Raw genomic sequence first — 20,328 nt, forward strand, 5'->3', positions numbered from 1 at the left:
CTCAGTGGTGGGCGGGCGTCACTGCCCCGGAGCGGTGATCCCCTCGACTGTGGAGCCGACGAGCACGGCTGCCGCGCGTTCGGCGATCATGATCGTCGGCGCATTCGTGTTGCCCGTGGGCACCTGCGGCATGATCGAGGCGTCGGCGATGCGCAGGCCGCTCAGCCCGTGAACCTTGAACGACTGCGGGTCGACGACGGCGGTGTCGTCCTGTCCCATCCGGCAGGTGCCGACCTGGTGGTGGTAGGTCACCACAGATCCACGGACATAGTCCTCGAGATCCTCATCGGCCACCTCGGCGCCGGGGAAGATCTCCGTGGGCTGCCACGATGCCAGAACATCGGCGCGACCGATCTCCCGGCACTGCTTCACCGAGGCCACGAGGGCGTCGACGTCGGCCTGTTCGGACAGGACGTTCGGGTTGACCAGCGTCGGATCCTGCGGATTCGGGCCGCTGAGCGTGACCTCGCCACGGGACTCGGGACGAACGATTCCGCCCTGCAGGGTGAAGCCGTTGTCGGGTCCGGTCTGCACGTTCGGTGCGGAATCCTGGGCGTACATCGGCACGGAGAAGAACAGTGGTTGGGTGTCGGGCACCGGAAGGTCGGGGTTCGATTTCCAGAACAGATGCACCTCGGCCGGCGCCACCTCACCCATCGGCACGGGCTCGGATCCGGTGGTGAAGATGACGGGGGAGAGCCAATGATCCTGGAGATTCTTGCCCACCCCGGGCAGGTCGTGGATAGGATCGACTTCGACCTCGCGCAGCTCCTCGGCGGGTCCGATGCCCGAACGCAGGAGCAGCTCCGGTGAGGCCAGCGCGCCCGTGGTGAGGACGACCTCGTCGGCGGTGACCGTGCCCACGCGACCGCGGAAGTCCACCTCAAGACCGGTGACCGTCTTGTCCTCGATGAGAAGCCGACGAGCATGCGTCGAGGTGAGGATCGTGAGATTCCCATCGCCGAGGCGGGGCTTGAGATAGGCGCGCCAGGTGTTCAATCGTTTGCCGTCGCGGACGTTGAGTTGGATCCGGGAGATGCCTTCGACGCTGCCGGAGTTGTAGTCCTGGTTGTAGTCCAGGCCGGTCTGCTGCCCGGCGGCGACCATGTCCTCCTGGATGGGGTTGCGTGGATAGTCGATGCGCACGTCCATGGGGCCGTCGGTTCCGCGGGCCTCGGTGCTCTCGCCGTCATAGTTCTCGATGGCCTTGAACACGGGCAGCACTTCGTCCCAGGACCAGCCGGGGCAGCCGGACTCGACCCACTGCTCGTAGTCCCAGGCGTCTCCGCGGACCCAGATCACGGCGTTGAGGGCGTTCGAGCCGCCGAGGACCTTGCCGCGAGGCAGGTGGATCTTGCGGTTCATCGCGGCCGGCTGCGGAGTCGTGTAATAGTCCCAGTCCTGCTTCGAATGCCAGATCAGGCCCAGGGTGTTGAGGTGATCGATGTTCGGGTTCGTCTCGTCCCCGCCAGCCTCGATGAGGCAGACCTTCTTACCTGCGTCGATGAGCCTGCGGGTGATCACACACCCTGCAGATCCGGCACCGACGACGACATAGTCGAAGTGCTCGTTGGGAAGGTCGGTCGGGCTGACTGCGCTGTCTGCGGTGGTGGCGTTCATGACGCCAGGCTAGTGAGCGGGTTCATGCGGCAACAGGGGGCGAAGCGGAACTCTGCACGAACAGACAAGTTTGGAGGCTGTCGGTGCGTGGAGGGTCAATGATGAGTCGTCGCACACGAGGTTGCACAGCTCTCACATTGAGTTCAAGGCCGAAGGGTGCTCTTATGCAGGTTTTCTGCCGCCTGTCTGGCCAGCTGCGCGAAAGAAGACAATAGAAGAGGTGGCGTCGCGCTGGTTCCCAGTGTGGAAGTTCGCCACGCGACGCCAAGCCCGATTGTGACCTGTTCAGTCAGAGTGCGAACTGCAATGGTGTCGTGCAGGGGCAACGCTGCCGAAGCTGGGGCCAGTGCCACGCCGAGGCCAGCGCCAGCCATGGCGATCAGTGTCGACGTCTCGGTGGCCTCCTGGACAATACGCGGTCGGAATCCAGCCTGTCGACACAGTTCCCAGACCGCTGAGGCGACCGAGGAAGTGCGGGGATAGCTGACCAAATCAATACCCGCCAGTGAGGCTATTGGCAGCGACTCGTCTGGGTTCGTGCTCAACGCCAGGTGATGATTGAGCGGAAGGACAACGGCGAGTGGAGTCTGTTCGATCTCGTCGATTGAAATTTCTGTCGACTGCACAGGTGGTCTGAGGATCGCGACGTCGAGCCGGTTCTCCAACAGTGCGGTCTCCATCTGTGGGGTCAGCATCTCGCCGGAGATCTGCAGCCGCACATTAGGCAGTTCGGACTTTGCGAGGCGGAGAATCTCCGGCATGAGTCGATAGGTAGCGGTGCCTGAGAATCCGACGCGGAGCACCCCCGCAGCGCCTCGACCCACTTCTGCTACGTCGAACTCGGCGGCCTCGAGATCGGCAAGGATTTGGCGGGCGCGTTCCATCAGCAGCCTGCCCGCATCGGTGAGTTCGACCTTGCGGGTCGTGCGTTCGAACAGCTTGGTGTTCAGAGCAGACTCGAGCTGCTTGATTTGGCTGGACAATGGGGGCTGGGCCATATGCAGCCGCGCGGCTGCCCGGCCGAAGTGCTTCTCCTCAGCGACGGCGAGGAAGTAGCGCAGGTGCCTCAGCTCGATGTTCATGATGATCACTCCCAATTCATACTTCAATCATATTAAACACTGAGAAATACGTACTTCTGTATCTTGATACGCCCCTCTACAGTGAATGAGGTCGTGCTCACCTTCTGTGGTGCGCGCACATCTTGATTCGAAGGGGAAACAATGGCGGCACACGAAGCGCAGCAGATGGAGACGGATTCTGAGGCTGTGGCCGGAACCTCTGGCGATTCCCTGGACGAAGGCGGCAAACGCAATTGGTGGCTGGTCGCTCTTGGTCCTGTGGCCGGGGCTCTGCTGACATGGGTGCTGCCGGAGTCACTGGCTTTTGAAGGTAGAGCCGTCGCAGGCTGTGCCCTGTGGATGGCGATCTGGTGGATGACAGAGGCCGCGCCGATCCCAGTCACCTCGCTGCTGCCCTTGGTGCTGTTCCCGCTGTTCGGCATGGGCACGATGCAGGAAGTCGCAGCACCTTACGCGGGTTCGGTGATCTTCTTGGTGATGGGCGGCGTCATCCTCGGGTTGGCGACCGAGAAGTCCAACCTTCATCTGCGTATCGCTCTGCTGACGATTCGTCTGGTCGGCACCAAGCCGTCTCAGATCGTACTGGGGCTGATGATTGCGTCGGCGTTCATCTCTGCCTGGGTGTCGAATACCGCAACCGCTGTCATCATGGTTCCCATTGCCGTCTCGATTCTCAATCTGGTGCGGTCCATCGACAAGGCCGCTGCAGGTAAGAAGTTCGCAGCCTCCTTGCTGCTGGGAGTGGCATACGGTGTGACGATCGGGTCGACGGCGACCCTCATCGGTCAGCCACCGATGGCGCTGATGAAGGGGTACCTCAAAGAGTCTCAGGGCCTCGATATGCAGTTCGGAACGTGGATGCTTATCGGTGTTCCATGGGCAGTCGTCATGCTTGTCATCGCCTGGGTGGTGCTGACCAAGATCGTCTACCGTCCAGAGGTCAACCAGCTGCCCGGCGGTGAAGAGCTGATCCGTGATGAGTTGGCCAAACTGGGGAAGATGACCACACCCGAGCGCAGAGTCGCGTGGATCTTCGCTGCAGCGATCTTCTTCTGGGTTTTCGTTCCATTCATCGCCATGATCCCGTGGCTGGCCGAAACCGCTCCGTTCCTTGGCACCATTGACGATGCCCAAGTCGCGATGGCCGCGGCAATCGCCTGCTTCTTGGTACCTGCCCGCCGTCGTCGGGAAGATCCCACCAGTACCCCACTTCTGCGCTGGTCTGCAGCAAAGGAAATTCCCTGGGGCCTGCTGCTGCTCTTCGGCGGCGGTCTGTCACTGTCAGCGATGTTCACTGCCACCGGATTCTCGGAGTGGATCGGCAACCAGGTATCAGGCCTCTCCGGCATGCCGTCTTGGGTGATCATCGTGGCCGTCATCGTTGTCGGGCTTGTACTCACCGAGATGACGTCGAACACAGCGACAGCGGCGGCGTTTCTGCCGATCTTCGGCGCAGTCGCCATCGGAGTCGGCATCGACCCGCTCTTTATGACTATTGCGGTCACTTTGGCAGTCTGCTCGGCTTATATGCTTCCGGTGGCCACACCCTCCAACGCGGTGGCCTTCGGATCCGGCGAGATCACCATCAAACAGATGACTCGTGCCGGACTATGGCTCAACCTGATCTCCTTGGGGCTGATCATGCTCGTCATGTACACACTGGTTCCGCTGGTGTTCGGAGTCTCACTCTGAGCAGCTGACATTTGCCCATGGTCGGAATGGGCCTAAGGTGACAATCCAAAGAAACTCTCACCCACTACAGGAGGCGAAATGCTGTTCGTTGCACGCATGGATGTCGTATTTCCAGAATCGATGACCGATGAGACCAAGGCCGAGTTCCAGGTCAAGGAGAAGGCCTATTCCGCCGATCTCCAGGAGCGGGGAATCATGAAGGGCATCTGGCGCATCGTCGGCGAGTACTCCAATATCTCGATCTACGATGTCGATGACCTCGACTTCCTGCACGCGACCTTCCAGGGCTTCCCGATGTTCGCCTACATGAACGTCAAGGTCACGCCCCTGGCCAAGCACCCCAACGCGACCACGGACGACTTCTTCCGCCAGCGCTGAATCAGCCTCTGAGGTTGCATCCCCGCAGAATTCTCAGGCTCAGGCCCGAGATCAGGGTCGGCGTCGAGCCCGCGCATCGATATAGCTGAGCACTAGGACGACTAGGCTCAGTCCAGCCAGGGCTGCCGCGGCGGCGCCGACCGCTGTTCCCAGTGTGCTGGCGGTGGCGAGTGCGCCCATGCCGATCGCGATGGCGGCCTGCAGGATATAGGCGATGAGGTAGAGCAGGGACAGAGTCGAACCACGATGGCGCACCGGCGCGGCCTGGTTGATCACGCCCAGGCCGCCCGTGAAGGCAAATGAGTAGGCGGCTCCACCGACGAGGCACCAGGCAAAGAACATGCCGAGCGAGCCGAATGCCGCCGCCGCGGCCATCAGGGCCAGGCCCATAAGCGTCAGGAGCGTTCCGACCAGCAGAGCAACGTGCGGTCGAACTCGGGCGAGGAACAGCCCAGTGAATCCAATCGTTGCCGATGAGCATCCCAGCAGCGCTCCCACCAGTGCTGTGTCCGAAGTACCGGCGAACTGTCCGATCATGTGTGCGCCCAGCGAGAGGAAGATCGCCCCCGCACAGTAGGCCAGTGACACCGACAGAGTCGCCAGCGAGAAGCTCAGGCGCAGTTCGGGGAGAAGGCGCATCGCTCGAGGCCGCCACTTGTGCGTCTGGACGGGGCGATCGTTCGGGGTGAGGACGAGTGCGATCACGGCACAGACGGTCAGCGCCAGGAGGAGAATGTAGCTCCAGAACAGAGGCATGGGCGCGAAGCGGGCGAATACTCCGCTGAGCACGAGTGCCACGGTGAGCCCGGCCGCGGTGGAGACAGTCGCCAGAGAACTGGCGAATCTGGCATTGCCCGTCGTGTTGTTCTCGACCAAGGACGCTGTCGCGGCACCGATCGCCAATCCTGAACCGGCGCCCTGGAGCACACGTCCCAGGAACAGGAACGAGACGTTCGGGGCGATGGCGAAGGCGATGGCCGATGCCGCGATCAGCCCCACGCCCCAGATCATCACGAGACGGCGACCGAACTGATCGGAGAGGTTGCCGAACAGAGGGAGAACGACGATCAGCGCAAGCTGGTAGGAGGCGAACACCAGCGTGACGATCGCCGAACTCAGCCCCCACTTCTGTGCATAGATCGGGTAGAGGACGCTCGGCGCCCCACTCGACCACAGCACCAGAGCCAGCACCGAGGCGGAGGCCCAGAACGCACCCCTCCTGCCCAGCCTGCCCACGGACGGCATCAGCTATCGGCTCTGAGACGCGAGCACAACGCAAGTCCATGCATGTCAGAGGGAAGGGGCGTCATCTCAGTGCTCCTGATCAGGCTGGGTGATTGCAGTCTGCTCCCAGTTGTATCAGGACTCCTGCCGCAGCCCGGTTGGCACTCACGCTTCGTAGACCAGATTTCCCTCGAAGTAGGTCTTAAGCACCGCAGTCTCATGCAGCCGAGCAGGATCGGCGGCGAACAGGTCCCGGTCGAGGATGATGAAGTCGGCAGACATTCCTGCACGCAGCATTCCGGTGACTTCTCCCAACCCCATCGCTTGGGCTGGGTTGGAGGTGAACGTCGCGATCGCCTGCTCGACGGTCAGCGCCTCGCTGGCATTGAGCTGACCAGGAACCGCCGGGTCCGGATTCGCTCGGGTGATGAGCGTCGCCAGACCCGTCCACGGATCCGGGGTGGGCGCGGCACAGGGCCAGTCGGAACCGCAGGAGACCAGCGCTCCGGACTCGAGGAGTCGCCGCAGGGGCCAGGACCGTGCGAAGGTCTCGGCAGACACCTGCTTGGCCATCGATTCCTGCATCACCGAGGGGAACCACAGATACGGTGAGGCGTCGGGAACAACCTGCAGCTGCGCGAATCGAGCCAGATCATCGTCATGGACGTATTCGACGTGCGCAATATGGAACTTAGAATCCCAGCCCCGTTCGCGTCGCACCGTTTCCACGGCGTCGAGGATCATCCGCACCGCACCGTCGCCGGTGGCATGCAGCTTCGCATTGAGCCCGCGATCAGCCAGGGCAAGCAGTGACGCTTCGAGCTCGTCACTGTCCCACAGTGCCTCACCCGAAAAGTTCGGATCATCGTCGTGGTGGTGGCACTGGTACGGCGTGAGCAGTGCCGAAGTCCTCGTCATCGGCACTCCATCGAGCACGTATTTGGCGAAGGTCGGATGCAGATGAGTCGAATGGTTCTCGTCTCCCACCCGGTACAGCTCTTCACCGGTGATGCCCTCTTCGAGGAATGGCTTCGAGGGCATCGACGCGACCACGTGGGCGGTCAACTCTCCGGCCTCATCGAGGTCGTGCAGCGTCCGCACGGCGTAGTCCATCGTTGCGGATTCCTGGACAGCAGTGACTCCGTAGGAGTTCAACGTCTGCACTGCGGTGCCGATGGCCTTGGCGTGGAAGCCAGCGACATCGTCGATCGACTCCAGCACGGCAGCTTCGGCTGCGCTGCAGGCCAGCTCGGTGAGGACGCCATTGTGCAGACCGTTCCCATCTCGGACGAACGTTCCGCCCTCCGGGTCGGGGGATTCCTCGCTGATGCCGAGGATCTCGAACGCGGCAGAGTTCACCCACCGGTTGTGCATCGTGTCATCGCGCAGCAGCACGGGATGACCCGCTGCCGCATCGTCGAGTGTCCGCAGATCGTCATGGGTGAGATCATCCATCACGGTTGAGCCGACGATTCCGCCGACGACCCATTGGCCAGGCTCCAATCCCGCCTGCCACTGACTGACCTTCGCCGCGATCGCGGCGACATCATCAGTGGGCAGGACCGGGAGTTCGAAGGCGAGCTGACGCCCTCCGAGACCGAGATGCGCATGCACATCGACAAGCCCGGGCATGGCGAACCGACCGTCGAGGTCAACCACCTCGGCGTCGGCGGACACAGCAGCCCGGACTTCTTCGAGACTGCCGACCGCGGCGATCTTGCCCTCAGTCACAGCAAGGGAATCGGCCCAAGGACGATCGGGGTCGCTCGTGAAGATGCGCCCGTTGGTGACAATCAGATCGCTCATCACTCACCCCTCGCAGCAGTCGCCGTCGGAGTCACCGCAGTGTCCGCCCGAGGCTGGTGCGGGGACATCGAGAACGGGGGAGCGGTCGAAGAAGCCTTCGGGGCGCAGCTTGAACCCGACTGTGTCCACCGGCATGATCGGCCAGTCCTCGATCCGGGGGAAGTGGGTAAGGCCGAAGCTGTGCCACAGCACGATGTCCTCGCCGTCGACATTGCGATCCGCGGCGGTCCATCCGGGCAGGCCCGAGTGTCCGGGATGCTGATTCGGGAAATCGCCCGTCGGGTAGCGTTCGTCCTCGTGATACTGCGAGACCCACAGCGCCTTCGACGCAAACGTCGCCCGCCGGTGGATCGAGGAGCCCTCGGCCGCGAGCAGCGTCGGCAGGCCCGTGGGATGGAGCTTGTAGCCGACAGGTTCGCCGAGGCGGTTGGTCGACGCCGGGTTCGTCACCACCCAGGTCCGAGCCTTTGACTGGTCCGCATCCCTCTGAGCTGCCAGTTCAGTACCGAGTACGGTGCGTTTGCGGCTGAAGGCATTGCCGCGCGGGTTCGTCTCCGAGGTCGGCAGACGCACCACGTCCTCCTCCTCGACCCGGCACTTGCCGCCGTCGAGAGCGAAGTCGAGACGTGCCCCGAAGAGGTGCTGGTGGAACGGGGCACCCAAGCCGGGTGCGATTTCGGAGGCGAAGTCCGTTGACCCGTTCGGCAGGGCCGAGGTGAAGACGACGCCGGTGGCCTTGGCCTCGAACTCGATCGTGCCGTCGAGGTAGAGGTACCAGTAGAACCCGTAGTCGTAGTTGCCGACCGTGGTGAAGAAGGAGACGACGAACCGCCGGTTGCGCCTGGTGTAGTCCACACCCGACCACAGATCCGAGTGCTTGGCCAGGATCGAGGCATCCTCCTCGTGCATGCAGATGCCGTTCTTGATCTGCCGGGGCTCGCCGAGGTTGTTCACCACCCACGGAGACAGGTACGTGATGTCGCCCAGGCAGTCACACCCCAACTCGAGCGAGTTCGCCCACTGACCGACGAGGTATTCGCCCGTGTCGAAGTAGTTCTGCCATGACCGCACCGGTGAGGGATCGCCGTAGGGCACGACCATCTCAGCGATCGCGGCCCGGTCGAGGATCGTGCGGGCGGTCTCGCCGTCGGTGAAGGCGATGTTGTGCAGGATGAGACCTTCACGCATGTCGAAGCCGACGTCGAAGGACCATTTCTCCCACTCGATGTGGTTGCCCTCGGTCAGCGTGAAGCTCGGACCCTCCGGCTGCGTGATCTCAATCGGCTTCTGCGTGGTGCGCAGCGGACCGGTGAGCTCGGGATCGGTGTAGTTTCCGTGCTCGGTGGGCACCGGAACATCCTCGAGGTCGAGGATCTTATCGACGCTCCGGTTGGTCACATCGACATACGCGACGAGGCCGTCGATCGGGTGCGCCCAGGCCGAATCGGTCTCGTTCGGCTGAAGGAAGGCCAGGCCACGCAGGATGCGTCGGCCCGATTCCTCCGGGTATTCGAAGACGCCGGCCGACAGGGGAGCGACACGGACCTGCTCGACGGGCAGGCCACGTCGGGCGAGGATGGACTGCCACGTCGGATCTGCGGCGAGGACCTCCTCGACGATCTCGAACTCCTCTTCCATGACCGGGAACTCGCCCTCGGACGTCGAGTCCACCTCCGCGACTGAGTCGACCCGGGCATGCGTTGCGGACACGATGATGTCGCGGGATGTGCCGGCGGACTTGTCGATGACGAGGGCACGGAAACGACGGTCCACCTCGGCGGTGGTGCGCTTCTGACCGCGCACGGGATCGAGCAGGCCGACGTAGGCCATGCGCGCCTCGGCGGGGAAGTGCCCGGCCTCGCGCAGCACCGAGGTCACGCTCGCGATCTCGTCCTGACTCGGCAGTGAGAACGGGGTGAGTTCGGTCCGGGAGGATGGTTCAGCGGGAGTGGAATGGCAGGACATGTGTGCACCTTTGCAACGTGGTATATGTGTGCTGACTCACGTAATAATCTACACTTGTAGAAATTAAAGTCAAGAGTGTTGCACCGGAGGAAGCATGCCCAAGATCGTCGATCACGACCAGCGTCGGCGCGACCTCGTCGAGGCCACCCTGCGGATCATCCTCAGGCAGGGGCTGGCCGGAGCGACGATGCGCGATATCGCCACCGAGGCGGGATTCGCCAACGGTGCGATGAAGTCGTATTTCGCCTCCAAATCCGACCTGCTCGCGGCCACCTACCTCTTCGTCTTCGAGGCCACGAACCGCCGCGTCGAGTTCTCGACCTCGCACCTGCGCGGCATCGCCGCACTGCGCGCCTTCGCCTCCGAGGTCCTGCCGATCACACCCGAACTCCACGACGAGGCCAGGATCGTCCTGTCCTTCTTCGCCGAGGTGGCCCAGAGTCCCGATCATGCCCGCACTACGCGCAAGACCATGACGCAGTGGCGAGCGTGGATCGTGGAGTGGCTCGACCAGGCCCGCACGGACGGAGAATTGGCCGCCGAGGTGGTTCTTGAGCCTGCGACCGATGTCCTCCTGACCTATCTGCTCGGTGCGCAGACGACCGCGATGATCGGCGCCGAGAACACCGATTTCGCAGGCTTCCGCACCCAACTCGACTATGTCATCGACCGCATGACGGTCAATGTTCCGAACTCGTGACCAATTGGTCGGTAATTCCAGACCGGCTCGTGACTCCCTGCTCAGTTGGGGATAGAGTGAGCGCCAAGTGATCGCCGACGCAGAGGTCGACGATCGGTCGTTTCTGCAGAGGACGAAGATGTTACTAGAGAGCACAGCGTCTGATTTCGACGGGTGGAAGTCCCTCGTCTCGGACTCATTCGTGCCGCTGGACACGGAACCCCAGCGCCGAGGCGGTTTCCAAGGGACCATCAGCGCCCGCGACTACGATTCCGTCGTCATGTCCCACATCAGTGCGAACCCCCACGCAGTGCTGCGCACACCGAGTCTCATCTCCCGCGAGACGGCAGGGCTGGCCGACGGCACTGCCGCGGCGGCCAATAACTACTACAAGGTCTCCCTCCAGCTCAAGGGCCACGGACTGCTCATCCAGGACGGGCGGGAAGTGTCCCTGGCGCCGGGCTCGCTCGCAATCTATGACACCTCGCGGCCGTACACGCTGAGCTTCGACTGCGACTTCTCCTCCTACGTGATGATGTTTCCAAAGTCGCGGGTGAACCTGCCCACTGACACCGTAGGTCAGCTCACGGCCACCTCGATCGGCGCCGATCATCAGCTCGGCGCCGTTGCCACGCAGATCATCACGCAAGCGGGAGCCATGCTGCCGACGCTGAGCCGATCGATCGGCATTCGCTTGGCCGGCAACGTCGTGGATCTGCTCACCACCGTCATGGCCGATGAACTCGCCGAGGCGGAGGTACCGGGGGAGCGGCAGCGGCTGTGGGTGCAGATCACCGCCTATATCGATGCGAACCTGGCCGATCCGCAGCTCTCACCGTCGACGATTGCCGCCGCGCATTTCATGTCCGTGAGAGCCCTTCACCAGGTCTTCGAAGGCAGCGGTGAGACGGTGTCGAGCGAGATTCGTCGTCGCCGGATCGCTCGCTGTCGGCAGGATCTGGCCGATCCGGGACAGGTGCAGGTGCCGGTTGCCGCCATCGGTGCCCGCTGGGGCTTGGGCGACCCGGCCCATTTCTCGCGACTCTTCCGCAGCGTCGTCGGTCGGCCACCGGCCCAGTACCGCCGCAGCTCGCTGACCTGACTGCGCCGAAAGTCAAGAGTCGTGCCCCCAGAGCCAAGACGCAGCGGTAGTCGATGGGAGAACCTGACGATACAGCCACTATCGCAAGGGGGATCACATGGGCGTGAATCTCAGCACTGGAAGCGAACCTGACAGCGCATCCGACCAGCCAACCACCACGGGTCTCGATGCCCGCCGCATCGGCACCGTCGCGCTCGTCTTCATGATCATTGCCGCCTCGGCGCCGTTGACCGTGGTCGCCGGCGGCGTCCCGAGCAACTTCGCGGTCACCGGTCTCCTGGGCATTCCACTGTCATTTGTCGTTTTGGGCATCGTTCTCGTCCTCTTCGCCATCGGCTATGCGGCGATGAGCCGGCACGTGCACAATGCCGGTGCCTTCTTCGCCTACATCTCCAAGGGCCTGGGCAAGCCCGTCGGGATGGGCGCGGCCGTCACCGCGCTCGTCGCCTACAACTCGATGCAGATCGGCATCGCCGGAATGTTCGGCTTCGTCTTCTCCTCCTTCCTCGATTCGATCTTCGGCCTGCAGGTCTCCTGGTGGGTCTGTGCACTCATCGCCTGGGTCATCGTCGGAATCATGGGTGTCCTGCGGGTCGACTTCTCCGCGAAGGTCCTCGGGATCATCGTCGGCACCGAATTCCTCGTCGTCATCATCTACGACATCATCGGTCTCAGCCACAGCCCCGAGGGCGTCACCGCCGGTGGCATGCTTCCCGACCAACTCTTCGCACCCGGAGTCGGCGCGGCCCTGGCGTTCTCGATCGCGGCGTTCATGGGCTTCGAATCGGGTGCCATCTACAACGAAGAGGTCAAGGACCCCAAGCGCACGGCAGGACGGGCGACTATCATCGCGGTGAGCATCATCGCCGTCTTCTACGCATTCTCCGCCTGGGCGATGACCGTGGCCGAAGGAACCTCGAACGTCGTCGGGCGATCGCAGGAGTTCGGCCCCGACCTCATGTTCGTCTTCCTCGGCGAACATGCCCCGATCTGGTTCGTCGACCTCGCGAACCTGCTCTTCCTCACCTCTCTCCTGGCCGCACTCGTGGCCTTCCACAACATCGTGGCCCGCTACTTCTTCGCCCTCGGGCGTGATCGGGTGCTGCCGAGCGTTCTCGCCAGGACCTCGCGTCGTACGGGTGCCCCGATTGCCGGATCTCTGACCCAGTCAGGGCTGGCACTCGTCGTCATCCTCGTCTTCGCCATTGCCGGTGCGGGCAGTGAGGACCCGCTGTTTCCCGTCGTCACCCTCTTCACCTGGCTGACGAATATGGGTGCCTTCGGGCTCGTGTTGCTCATGGCTCTGACTGCGCTGGCCGTCGTCGGATTCCTGCGCTCTCACTCACACGAATATTCGCTGTGGACCAGAGCAATCGCACCTGGTCTCTCAGCGATCGGACTGCTCATCCTCTTCATCTCCATCGTCGTGAACTTCAACGTCCTCATCGGACTTGAAGGTACCTCGGTGCTGTCCTGGCTGCTGCCCGCCATCGTGCTCGTGCCCGGCATCATCGGGACCATCTGGGCACTCGTCCTCCGGTCGAGTCGCCCACAGGTCTATGCAGGCATCGGCACAGGTGGAAGCCTGGGATGAGGCCCCGACTCAACCGACCCGCAATCACTCGATCCACCCTCGAAAAAGGAGAATCATGAGCACCGACCTCACCACCTTCGCCGGACTGCTGTCATCCGTCGATGATCCCAATGGCCGCGAACTGCTCGACCCCGCCACCGGCGAGGTTGTCGGTCGTACCCGTGAAGGCAGCCCCGCCGACATCGACACCGCTGTCGCTGCCGCCCGCAAGGTCCAGTCCGACTGGGCAGCGCGGACCTCTGCCGAACGCAGCGACCTGCTGAACAAGGCCGCCGACGCAATCGAAGCTTCCGCCGAAGCGCTGGCCGAGCTGCTCTCACGCGAACAGGGCAAGCCGCTCAACGGACCCAACGCCCGCTTTGAGGTCGGAGCATGCGCCGCTTGGCTGCGCGCCAACGCCGCCTTCGAACTCGAGCCAGAGGTCCTCGTCGACGATGAGGAGACCCACGCCGAACTCCACTACGCGCCCGTCGGAGTCGTCGGTGCCGTCGGTCCCTGGAACTGGCCGATGATGATCTCGGTCTGGCAGTTCGCGCCCTCGCTGAAGATGGGCAACACCGTCGTCCTCAAGCCCTCCGAGTACACGCCTCTGTCCGTGCAGGCGCTCGTCGCAGTTATCAACCAGGTCCTGCCTGCAGACGTTCTCACGGTCGTTCCCGGCAGCGGCGAGGTCGGTGCGGCCCTGACCTCCCACGCCGACATCGACAAGATCATGTTTACTGGATCGACAAAGACCGGCCAGGCCATCATGCGCTCGGCCGCGGACACCCTGGCCAGGCTGACGCTGGAGCTGGGAGGCAACGACGCAGGAATCGTGCTCGAGAACGCCGATCCTGCCGCCATTGCCGGCGACCTGTTCTGGGGTGCGTTCATCAACACCGGTCAGACCTGTGCGGCGATGAAGCGCCTCTACGTTCCCGAATCCCTCTACGACCAGGTCTGCGAAGCCCTCGTCGAGGTGGCCAAGCAGTCACCGATGGGTGTGGGCCTGGAAGAGGAGAACGTACTCGGACCGCTGCAGAACAAGCAGCAATACGACATCGTCGCCAAACTCGTGCAGGCCGCCAAAGACTCCGGCGCCCGTGTCCTCACCGGCGGTGACCCCGCTGCAGACCAGCCGGGCTACTTCTACCCGACCACGCTGGTGGCCGACATCGACAACGACAACCCGTTGGTCGCCGAGGAGCAGTTCGGCCCGGCCCTGCCGATCATCAAGTACACCGACCTCGAACAGGCCATCGGCTGGGCCAACGAGCTCGAGGTCGGCCTGGGCTCATCGGTCTGGGGCAGCGATCTCGAGGAGTGCAAAAAGGTCGCGGCTCGTCTCCAGGCAGGATCGACGTGGATCAACAAGCATGGCGCCGTGGACCCACGCATCCCCTTCGGCGGCGTGAAGAAATCCGGATTTGGACTCGAGTTCGGCATCGAAGGCCTCAAGCACGTCAGCGTTCCCCACGTGATCAGCTGGTAACAGCTGCTCTCCCGGCACGGCCGCTCGCAGGCCGGCAGCTGGTCCATTTCCCTGAAACTCCTCGACGTCACTATTTTCACGTGGCGCCGGGGAGTTTTAGTGACGTCGGCGCAAATCAGCTCTCACTCGCCTCGGGCAGGATCTCCTGCACGATCTCGACGACCCGGGCCAGGGCCTTAGAGGGATTGTTGCGGCGCCAACCGAGCGCCAATGTGAACGCATCCCCACCCTCGGCGAGGCGAACATAGGTGACCCCGTCGATGCGGATGTGATTCGAGGACTCGACGACGATCGCGATTCCGACCTGCGCGCCCACGAGCGCGAGCAGGCTGTATGGATCCGGCGCCTCCTGCGCGATATGAGGAAGATAGCCCGCCTGATCGGCCAGGCGCATCATCGCCTCCCGCACCTGCGAACCGTGTGACGGCGCATATGTGATGAACGGCTGCTCCTTCAGGTCCGCCATCGACACGCTCTCTGCCTCGGCGAGCTCATGGCTGGTGGGGACCGCGACCATGACGCGCTCCTGCCGGATGACGTGGACGGCAATGCCTGCCGGTGCCGGTGGGGAGATGATTCCCATGTCCATCGTCCCGTCGCGAACGGCCAGGGCCGATTCCCCGGAGTAGGTTTGCGGGTGCAACTCCAGGCTGATGCCAGGTTGTCGGTGGGCGACCTCCCTGGCGAGCAGGGACAGGATCGAGTAGCCGCTCGTGCCGCCGAACCCGATCCGCACCCGGCCGACCACACCCTCCTTCGCAGCACGAGCGATGCGACGTGCACCCTCGACCTGCGCTTGGATCGACCGAGCGGGCTCGATCAGCGCCTCACCCGAGGATGTCAGTCGCACCCGACGCGTGGTCCGTTCGAACAGCTGCACGTCGAGGTCCTTCTCAAGCGAGCGGATCATCTGGCTCAATGCCGGTTGGGCGATGTGCAGGGTCTCCGCGGCCCGCCCGAAATGCAGCTCCTGCGCGACGGCGAGGAACGCCGAGAAGTGCCGCAGCTCCATGGTGCTCGCTTTCGTCGTTGACCGGCTCTATCCACTGTCAGCCAAGCATTGATAATGAATTGCAAATAATAACCATGATATTACGTCTTGGACACCGCGTAATACAAGTGGAACAGTAAGGAACCATGAACTACGTCGACCTCGACCCCGCCCTGCAGCCCCTCATCGAGTCCTACCTTGAATCGGCAGATCGAGAGCTGCTCGCCCCGGTGCTCACTGCGCTCGGCGCCGACGCCGCGCAGCGCCTCGCCCCTTTGGCCGACGTCGCGGACAAAAACCCGCCGAGGCTCGAGCAGTTCAACCGCGAAGGCGACCGGGTCGACACCATCGACTACCACCACAGCTACCAGGAGCTGCAGAAGGCCGCCTACGAGGAATACGGCCTCTCCGCACTCTCGCACCGCGGACTCCACGGCTGGGACGACGTGCCACCGCACCTGGTGAAGTACATCCTCTCCTACGTCTTCGTCCAAGCCGAGTTCGGTCTGGCCTGCCCGGTGTCGATGACCGATGCTGCTGCGAGGACCCTGCGGAAGTTCGGCGACGGCGAGCAGATCGCCGAGGCGATCGACCGATTGATCTCGACCGATTCCGACCATCGGTTCACCGGAGCGATGTTCATGACCGAGATCCACGCCGGCACCGACATCGCCCAGACCTCGACGGTGGCCGAACGCGACGGTGAGAACTGGGCACTGTCCGGGCGCAAATGGTTCGCCTCGAACCCGGACGCCGACATCATCCTCACCCTCGCCAGATTCCCCGGCGGCGATGACACCACACGCGGAGTCGGACTGTTCATGCTGCCCAAACACCGCCCGGACGGGACGAAGAACTCCTATGTCATCGACCGGCTCAAGGACAAGCTCGGCACCCGGTCCATGCCCAGCGGCGAAGTCACCCTCAACGGTGCCTATGCCGTCCAGGTAGGGGCGCTCGAGCGCGGATTCCGGCAGATGGCGGAGATGGTCAACACCTCCCGACTGTCCAACGCGATGCGCGCCACCGCCCTCATGCGCCGCTCGATCAACGAGGCGCTCGCCCACGCCCGCCAGCGCGTCGTCTTCGGCAAGGCCCTCATCGAGGCACCCCTGATGCGCATGACTCTGCTGCCGCTGCAGGCCGAAGCCGAGGCAGCGCTCGGGCTCGTCTTCTACGCCGGTGACATGCTCCAGAAGGCCGATGCCGGTGATGCTTCCGCTGCCGCGCAGATCCGCGTCCTCACCCCGCTGGCCAAGCATTACATCTGCAAACGCGCTCGCTTCGTCACCGGTGAGGCGATGGAGGTCCGTGGCGGTCGCGGCTACATCGAAGAATTCCCCGACGCCCGCCTCGTCCGCGACTCCCACCTCGGCTCGATCTGGGAGGGCTCAAGCAACGTCATCGCCCTCGACGTCCTGCGCTGCATGCGCAAACAGAACACGCACCAGCTCCTGGCCGAGACGATGACGCAGAAACTGAACACCATCACCCTCGCCGAGGCGGGCCCTGAGACCCGTGAGCTTCTGACCAGATGGACGGCGATCGTCGACCGCGGTGACGTGATCCTGAGCGCCGAGCCGGATGCTGCTGAGGCGCTCATCGGCGGCTATGCCGATGATCTGGCGCAGCTGATCATGGCTACCCTGCTGCTCGAGCAGGCTGACGCCGAGGTCAGCCGTGACGACAACTTCCGCAAGCTGCTCGTCGCCAGGACCTTCATCGGCAGCAACATCACCGCCGATGAGAATGCCGTGGTCGACACACTCAGTCATTTCGAGAACATCGTTGATGGGCAGGCGGTGCCCCGCAATGCTGTATCAACCGGGGTCGTCCCCACACCCGCACCCGTGGCCTGAAGTCACAGAACACCGGAGTAAGTCGTGAGAACCACAGAAACAGAATCCACACCCGATACGAGCACCGCGGCAGGTGGGTCCTTCGCAGGCCCTCTCGCCGGCGTGCGCGTCATCGACCTCTCGAAGATCCTCGCCGGACCTTATGCCACGATGTCACTGGCCGACCTCGGCGCCGAGGTCATCAAGGTCGAACACCCCGACGGGGGAGACCCGACTCGTGCCTGGGGTCCACCCATGGTCGGTGCCGATGCCACGTACTTCCACGCAGCGAACCACAGCAAGAAGTCCGTGACGATCGACCTCAAATCCGAACGAGGACAGGCCCAGGTCCACGAACTGTTGGCCGACGCCGATGTTCTCGTCGAGAATTTCCGGCCCGGCAGCTCACTGCAGACGATCTTCGACTACAAGGAACTGGCAGCGAAGTTCCCGCACCTCGTCATCCTCCACATCTCCGCCTACGGAGACCACGGGCCGATGCGCGACGAACCCGGTTATGACATGGTCGCCCAGGCTCGCGGTGGGCTCATGTCTCTGACCGGTGAGGCAGGGGGACCGCCGATGAAGGCCGGGTTCGCCATGGGCGACCTGGGTGCAGGACTGTTCGGAATCATCGGAATCGTCTCCGCACTCTTCGAACGCAGCCGGACCGGCAAGGGCCAATACCTGACGACCTCGCTCTACGAAGGACAGCTGGCCCTGCACGTGAACTGGGCGACGAACTACTTCGCCGACGGCAATCGCCCACATGCGCTGGGATCCGGGCACCCCAACCTCGTGCCCTACCAGGCGTATCCGGCCGCCGATGACTACTTCGTCATCGCCATTGGCAACGACTCCCTGTGGCAGCGCCTGTGCACCGCCATCGAGCGACCCGACCTCGGCGATGACGAACGCCTGTCGGCCAACCGCGGTCGAGTCGAGCACCGCGAATACCTCAACGAGGAGCTCTCCCGCACCCTGCGCACGAACACCGTCGAGCACTGGTGCGAGAAGTTCTCAACCGCTGGCGTTCCCGCCGCACCGATCAAACACCTCGACGAGGTCTATGCCGATCCGCAGACCGAAGCCCTCGGGATGGTCCAGACGGTCGACCATCCCTCCGCCGGACCAATACGGCAGGTGGCATTCCCCGTCAACTTCAACGGAGTCCGCCCACCCGTGCGCTCCGCGCCACCGGAGCTCGGAGCCGATACTCACGACATCCTCGGCGCCACCGACCACCCACACCCAGCCACCACAGGAGCCTGAAATGACTACGACCGCCACTGCGCAGGACGCCGCCGACCTCGACAAGTCCGACCTCCTCAACCTCGAAGGCCTCCTCAGCGAGGTCGAGATCCAACTTCGCGACAAGGTGCGAGCCTTCGTCGATGAGCGTTTCCGTCCGAACATCGCCGACTGGTATGAAAACGCGCACTTCCCCGTCGAGATCGTGCGCGAAATGGGTGACCTCGGGCTGTTAGGCATGCACCTGCACGGCTACGGCTGCCCGGGACGATCCGCCGTCGAATACGGCCTCGCAGCCATGGAGCTCGAAGCCGGTGACTCAGGCCTACGCACCTTCGTCTCCGTCCAGGGATCGCTGGCGATGTCCGCGATCCACAAGTTCGGTTCCGAAGAGCAGAAGAACCGGTACCTGCCGGGCATGGCCAAGGGCGAGATCATCGGCTGCTTCGGCCTGACCGAGCCCACCGCCGGATCCGACCCGGGATCGATGGCGACCACAGCAACACGCAATGACGACGGTTCGTGGACCCTCAACGGAGCCAAGCGCTGGATCGGCCTGGCTTCCATCGCCGATATCGCCGTCATCTGGGCCGCGACCGACGAAGGCATCCGCGGGTTCCTCGTCCCCACCGACACCGCAGGCTTCACCGCGACCCCGATCGAACAGAAGCTGTCGATGCGCGCCTCCATCCAGTGCGATATCGACATCGCCGATGTCCAACTGCCCGCCGAGGCTGTCCTGCCCGATGTGCGTGGACTCAAGGGGCCGTTCTCCTGCCTCAATGAGGCCCGCTACGGAATCATGTGGGGCGCAATGGGCGCCGCTCGCGACTCCTACGAGGTGGCCCTGAAGTATGCGCAGGAGAGAATGCAGTTCGACAAGCCGCTCTCCGGCTATCAGATCACCCAGCAGAAGCTGGTGAACATGGTCCTCGAGATCCAGAAGGGAATTCTTGTGGCACTGCAGACCGGCCGCCTCAAGGATGCCGGGACGCTCGACCCTGTCCAGATCTCGGTCGGCAAACTCAACAACTGCAGAGAGGCCATCGCCATCTGCCGGGAAGCCCGGACGATGCTCGGCGGCAACGGCATCACCCTCGAATACTCACCGCTGCGGCATGCAAACAACCTCGAATCGGTGCGCACCTACGAGGGAACCGATGAGGTGCACACTCTGATTCTGGGTCGTCACATCACGGGTGAGCAGGCGTTCCGGTAGGGCGAGCTTTCCACGCGCGGCAGAGTCGCATCAGGCGGATCTGCAGATGAGGCTTCGGAAACGCGACCACCAATAGTCGAAAGCCTTACGCCGGCGCTGTGCTCGCTCGTCACGCAGCTCCGTCTGCATACGAGCCTCGTCCACGAACAGCTGTGCGCTCTCCATGCTGCGGATCGAACTCCATTGGCACCCGCTGACCATGATCATCGCCCCCTCGCGCTTACTTCCAGTGTACTGCGCGAGGTGGCGCGGGTGATCAGCGATCGCACCCACTGATCGACAGCAGTTCTGATAGCAATCGCAGTTGCGTAGGGGCACAGACGAGATGACGCAACTCGCCTCGTGCACCTCATGCCACGGCAGGAGACTCTTGCCGCTTCGTAAATATGTACGTACACTAAGTACCTACATAGACG

Annotated in this window: 15 protein-coding genes; 9 read left to right on the forward strand and 6 right to left on the reverse strand. The window is 63.4% G+C overall.

Features of this window, described 5'->3' with window-relative positions; translation table 11 throughout:
- Positions 1-18: 18 nt before the first annotated feature.
- Both PGC08_RS03890 and PGC08_RS03895 read right to left on the reverse strand, forming a co-directional pair.
- Complete coding sequence (locus PGC08_RS03890) at positions 19-1,620, reverse strand: GMC family oxidoreductase (RefSeq protein ID WP_101557053.1); 1,602 nt, start codon at positions 1,618-1,620, stop codon at positions 19-21.
- A 143-nt stretch (positions 1,621-1,763) separates the two neighbouring features.
- Positions 1,764-2,702 carry a LysR substrate-binding domain-containing protein gene (locus tag PGC08_RS03895; RefSeq protein ID WP_271709563.1) on the reverse strand — a complete coding sequence of 313 codons (939 nt, stop codon included), beginning with the start codon at positions 2,700-2,702 and terminating at the stop codon, positions 1,764-1,766.
- A 141-nt stretch (positions 2,703-2,843) separates the two neighbouring features.
- Here PGC08_RS03895 and PGC08_RS03900 point away from each other — a divergent pair, with 141 nt between their 5' ends.
- Both PGC08_RS03900 and PGC08_RS03905 read left to right on the forward strand, forming a co-directional pair.
- On the forward strand, positions 2,844-4,394 hold the full coding sequence (locus tag PGC08_RS03900; RefSeq protein WP_271709564.1) for an SLC13 family permease: 1,551 nt from the start codon (positions 2,844-2,846) through the stop codon (positions 4,392-4,394).
- Between the two features lie 78 nt (positions 4,395-4,472).
- Positions 4,473-4,772 (forward strand): muconolactone Delta-isomerase, encoded by a 300-nt coding sequence (locus PGC08_RS03905; RefSeq protein WP_271709565.1) that lies wholly within the window; start codon positions 4,473-4,475, stop codon positions 4,770-4,772.
- Positions 4,773-4,823: 51 nt separating this feature from the next.
- Here the strand turns inward: PGC08_RS03905 and PGC08_RS03910 are convergent, their stop codons facing one another.
- From PGC08_RS03910 to PGC08_RS03920, 3 genes are all read right to left on the reverse strand, one after another.
- Complete coding sequence (locus tag PGC08_RS03910) at positions 4,824-6,017, reverse strand: MFS transporter (RefSeq protein WP_442868152.1); 1,194 nt, start codon at positions 6,015-6,017, stop codon at positions 4,824-4,826.
- Positions 6,018-6,161: 144 nt separating this feature from the next.
- A complete protein-coding gene (locus PGC08_RS03915; RefSeq protein WP_271709567.1) occupies positions 6,162-7,802 on the reverse strand; it encodes an amidohydrolase in 1,641 nt (546 codons plus the stop codon).
- A 3-nt stretch (positions 7,803-7,805) separates the two neighbouring features.
- Positions 7,806-9,767, reverse strand: coding sequence for a primary-amine oxidase (locus tag PGC08_RS03920; protein WP_271709568.1), 1,962 nt, complete (start codon positions 9,765-9,767; stop codon positions 7,806-7,808).
- Positions 9,768-9,861: 94 nt separating this feature from the next.
- On the opposite strand from PGC08_RS03920, the gene PGC08_RS03925 reads away from it, so the two are divergent.
- The 4 genes from PGC08_RS03925 (at position 9,862) to PGC08_RS03940 (ending at position 14,613) form a co-directional block, all read left to right on the forward strand.
- Entirely contained in the window at positions 9,862-10,467 is a 606-nt protein-coding gene (locus PGC08_RS03925; RefSeq protein WP_271709569.1) for a TetR/AcrR family transcriptional regulator, read from the forward strand.
- A gap of 118 nt (positions 10,468-10,585) precedes the next feature.
- The gene (locus tag PGC08_RS03930; RefSeq protein WP_069599526.1) at positions 10,586-11,548 is read left to right on the forward strand and encodes a helix-turn-helix domain-containing protein; all 963 of its coding nucleotides are present in this window, start codon (positions 10,586-10,588) and stop codon (positions 11,546-11,548) included.
- A 97-nt stretch (positions 11,549-11,645) separates the two neighbouring features.
- On the forward strand, positions 11,646-13,142 hold the full coding sequence (locus PGC08_RS03935; protein WP_271709570.1) for an APC family permease: 1,497 nt from the start codon (positions 11,646-11,648) through the stop codon (positions 13,140-13,142).
- 55 nt (positions 13,143-13,197) lie between these two features.
- Entirely contained in the window at positions 13,198-14,613 is a 1,416-nt protein-coding gene (locus PGC08_RS03940) for an aldehyde dehydrogenase family protein (protein ID WP_069599528.1), read from the forward strand.
- Between the two features lie 115 nt (positions 14,614-14,728).
- On the opposite strand, the gene PGC08_RS03945 is transcribed toward PGC08_RS03940, so the two are convergent.
- Positions 14,729-15,625, reverse strand: a complete 897-nt coding sequence (locus PGC08_RS03945) for a LysR family transcriptional regulator (RefSeq protein WP_125187763.1) — start codon at positions 15,623-15,625, stop codon at positions 14,729-14,731.
- A 125-nt stretch (positions 15,626-15,750) separates the two neighbouring features.
- Here PGC08_RS03945 and PGC08_RS03950 point away from each other — a divergent pair, with 125 nt between their 5' ends.
- From PGC08_RS03950 to PGC08_RS03960, 3 genes are read left to right on the forward strand one after another with little or no spacing between them, the layout of a single operon-like run.
- A complete protein-coding gene (locus PGC08_RS03950; RefSeq protein WP_271709571.1) occupies positions 15,751-17,463 on the forward strand; it encodes an acyl-CoA dehydrogenase family protein in 1,713 nt (570 codons plus the stop codon).
- Between the two features lie 24 nt (positions 17,464-17,487).
- Positions 17,488-18,714 carry a CaiB/BaiF CoA transferase family protein gene (locus PGC08_RS03955; protein WP_271709572.1) on the forward strand — a complete coding sequence of 409 codons (1,227 nt, stop codon included), beginning with the start codon at positions 17,488-17,490 and terminating at the stop codon, positions 18,712-18,714.
- 1 nt (position 18,715) lies between these two features.
- Positions 18,716-19,912 carry an acyl-CoA dehydrogenase family protein gene (locus PGC08_RS03960; RefSeq protein WP_271709573.1) on the forward strand — a complete coding sequence of 399 codons (1,197 nt, stop codon included), beginning with the start codon at positions 18,716-18,718 and terminating at the stop codon, positions 19,910-19,912.
- Positions 19,913-20,328 lie beyond the last annotated feature (416 nt).

Origin of the sequence: Brevibacterium sp. BDJS002, assembly GCF_028201555.1 — a bacterium.
Classification (GTDB): Bacteria; Actinomycetota; Actinomycetes; order Actinomycetales; family Brevibacteriaceae; genus Brevibacterium; species Brevibacterium aurantiacum.

What these genes read in the sequence shown, in the direction of transcription:
- PGC08_RS03895 (WP_271709563.1), bottom strand. Translation starts at nt 2,702, where the DNA reads ATGAACATCGAGCTGAGGCACCTGCGCTACTTCCTCGCCGTCGCTGAG.
- PGC08_RS03925 (WP_271709569.1), top strand. Translation starts at nt 9,862, where the DNA reads ATGCCCAAGATCGTCGATCACGACCAGCGTCGGCGCGACCTCGTCGAG.
- PGC08_RS03930 (WP_069599526.1), top strand. Translation starts at nt 10,586, where the DNA reads ATGTTACTAGAGAGCACAGCGTCTGATTTCGACGGGTGGAAGTCCCTC.
- PGC08_RS03950 (WP_271709571.1), top strand. Translation starts at nt 15,751, where the DNA reads ATGAACTACGTCGACCTCGACCCCGCCCTGCAGCCCCTCATCGAGTCC.
- PGC08_RS03905 (WP_271709565.1), top strand. Translation starts at nt 4,473, where the DNA reads ATGCTGTTCGTTGCACGCATGGATGTCGTATTTCCAGAATCGATGACC.
- PGC08_RS03945 (WP_125187763.1), bottom strand. Translation starts at nt 15,625, where the DNA reads ATGGAGCTGCGGCACTTCTCGGCGTTCCTCGCCGTCGCGCAGGAGCTG.
- PGC08_RS03915 (WP_271709567.1), bottom strand. Translation starts at nt 7,802, where the DNA reads ATGAGCGATCTGATTGTCACCAACGGGCGCATCTTCACGAGCGACCCC.
- PGC08_RS03935 (WP_271709570.1), top strand. Translation starts at nt 11,646, where the DNA reads ATGGGCGTGAATCTCAGCACTGGAAGCGAACCTGACAGCGCATCCGAC.
- PGC08_RS03940 (WP_069599528.1), top strand. Translation starts at nt 13,198, where the DNA reads ATGAGCACCGACCTCACCACCTTCGCCGGACTGCTGTCATCCGTCGAT.
- PGC08_RS03900 (WP_271709564.1), top strand. Translation starts at nt 2,844, where the DNA reads ATGGCGGCACACGAAGCGCAGCAGATGGAGACGGATTCTGAGGCTGTG.
- PGC08_RS03960 (WP_271709573.1), top strand. Translation starts at nt 18,716, where the DNA reads ATGACTACGACCGCCACTGCGCAGGACGCCGCCGACCTCGACAAGTCC.
- PGC08_RS03910 (WP_442868152.1), bottom strand. Translation starts at nt 6,017, where the DNA reads ATGCCGTCCGTGGGCAGGCTGGGCAGGAGGGGTGCGTTCTGGGCCTCC.
- PGC08_RS03890 (WP_101557053.1), bottom strand. Translation starts at nt 1,620, where the DNA reads ATGAACGCCACCACCGCAGACAGCGCAGTCAGCCCGACCGACCTTCCC.
- PGC08_RS03920 (WP_271709568.1), bottom strand. Translation starts at nt 9,767, where the DNA reads ATGTCCTGCCATTCCACTCCCGCTGAACCATCCTCCCGGACCGAACTC.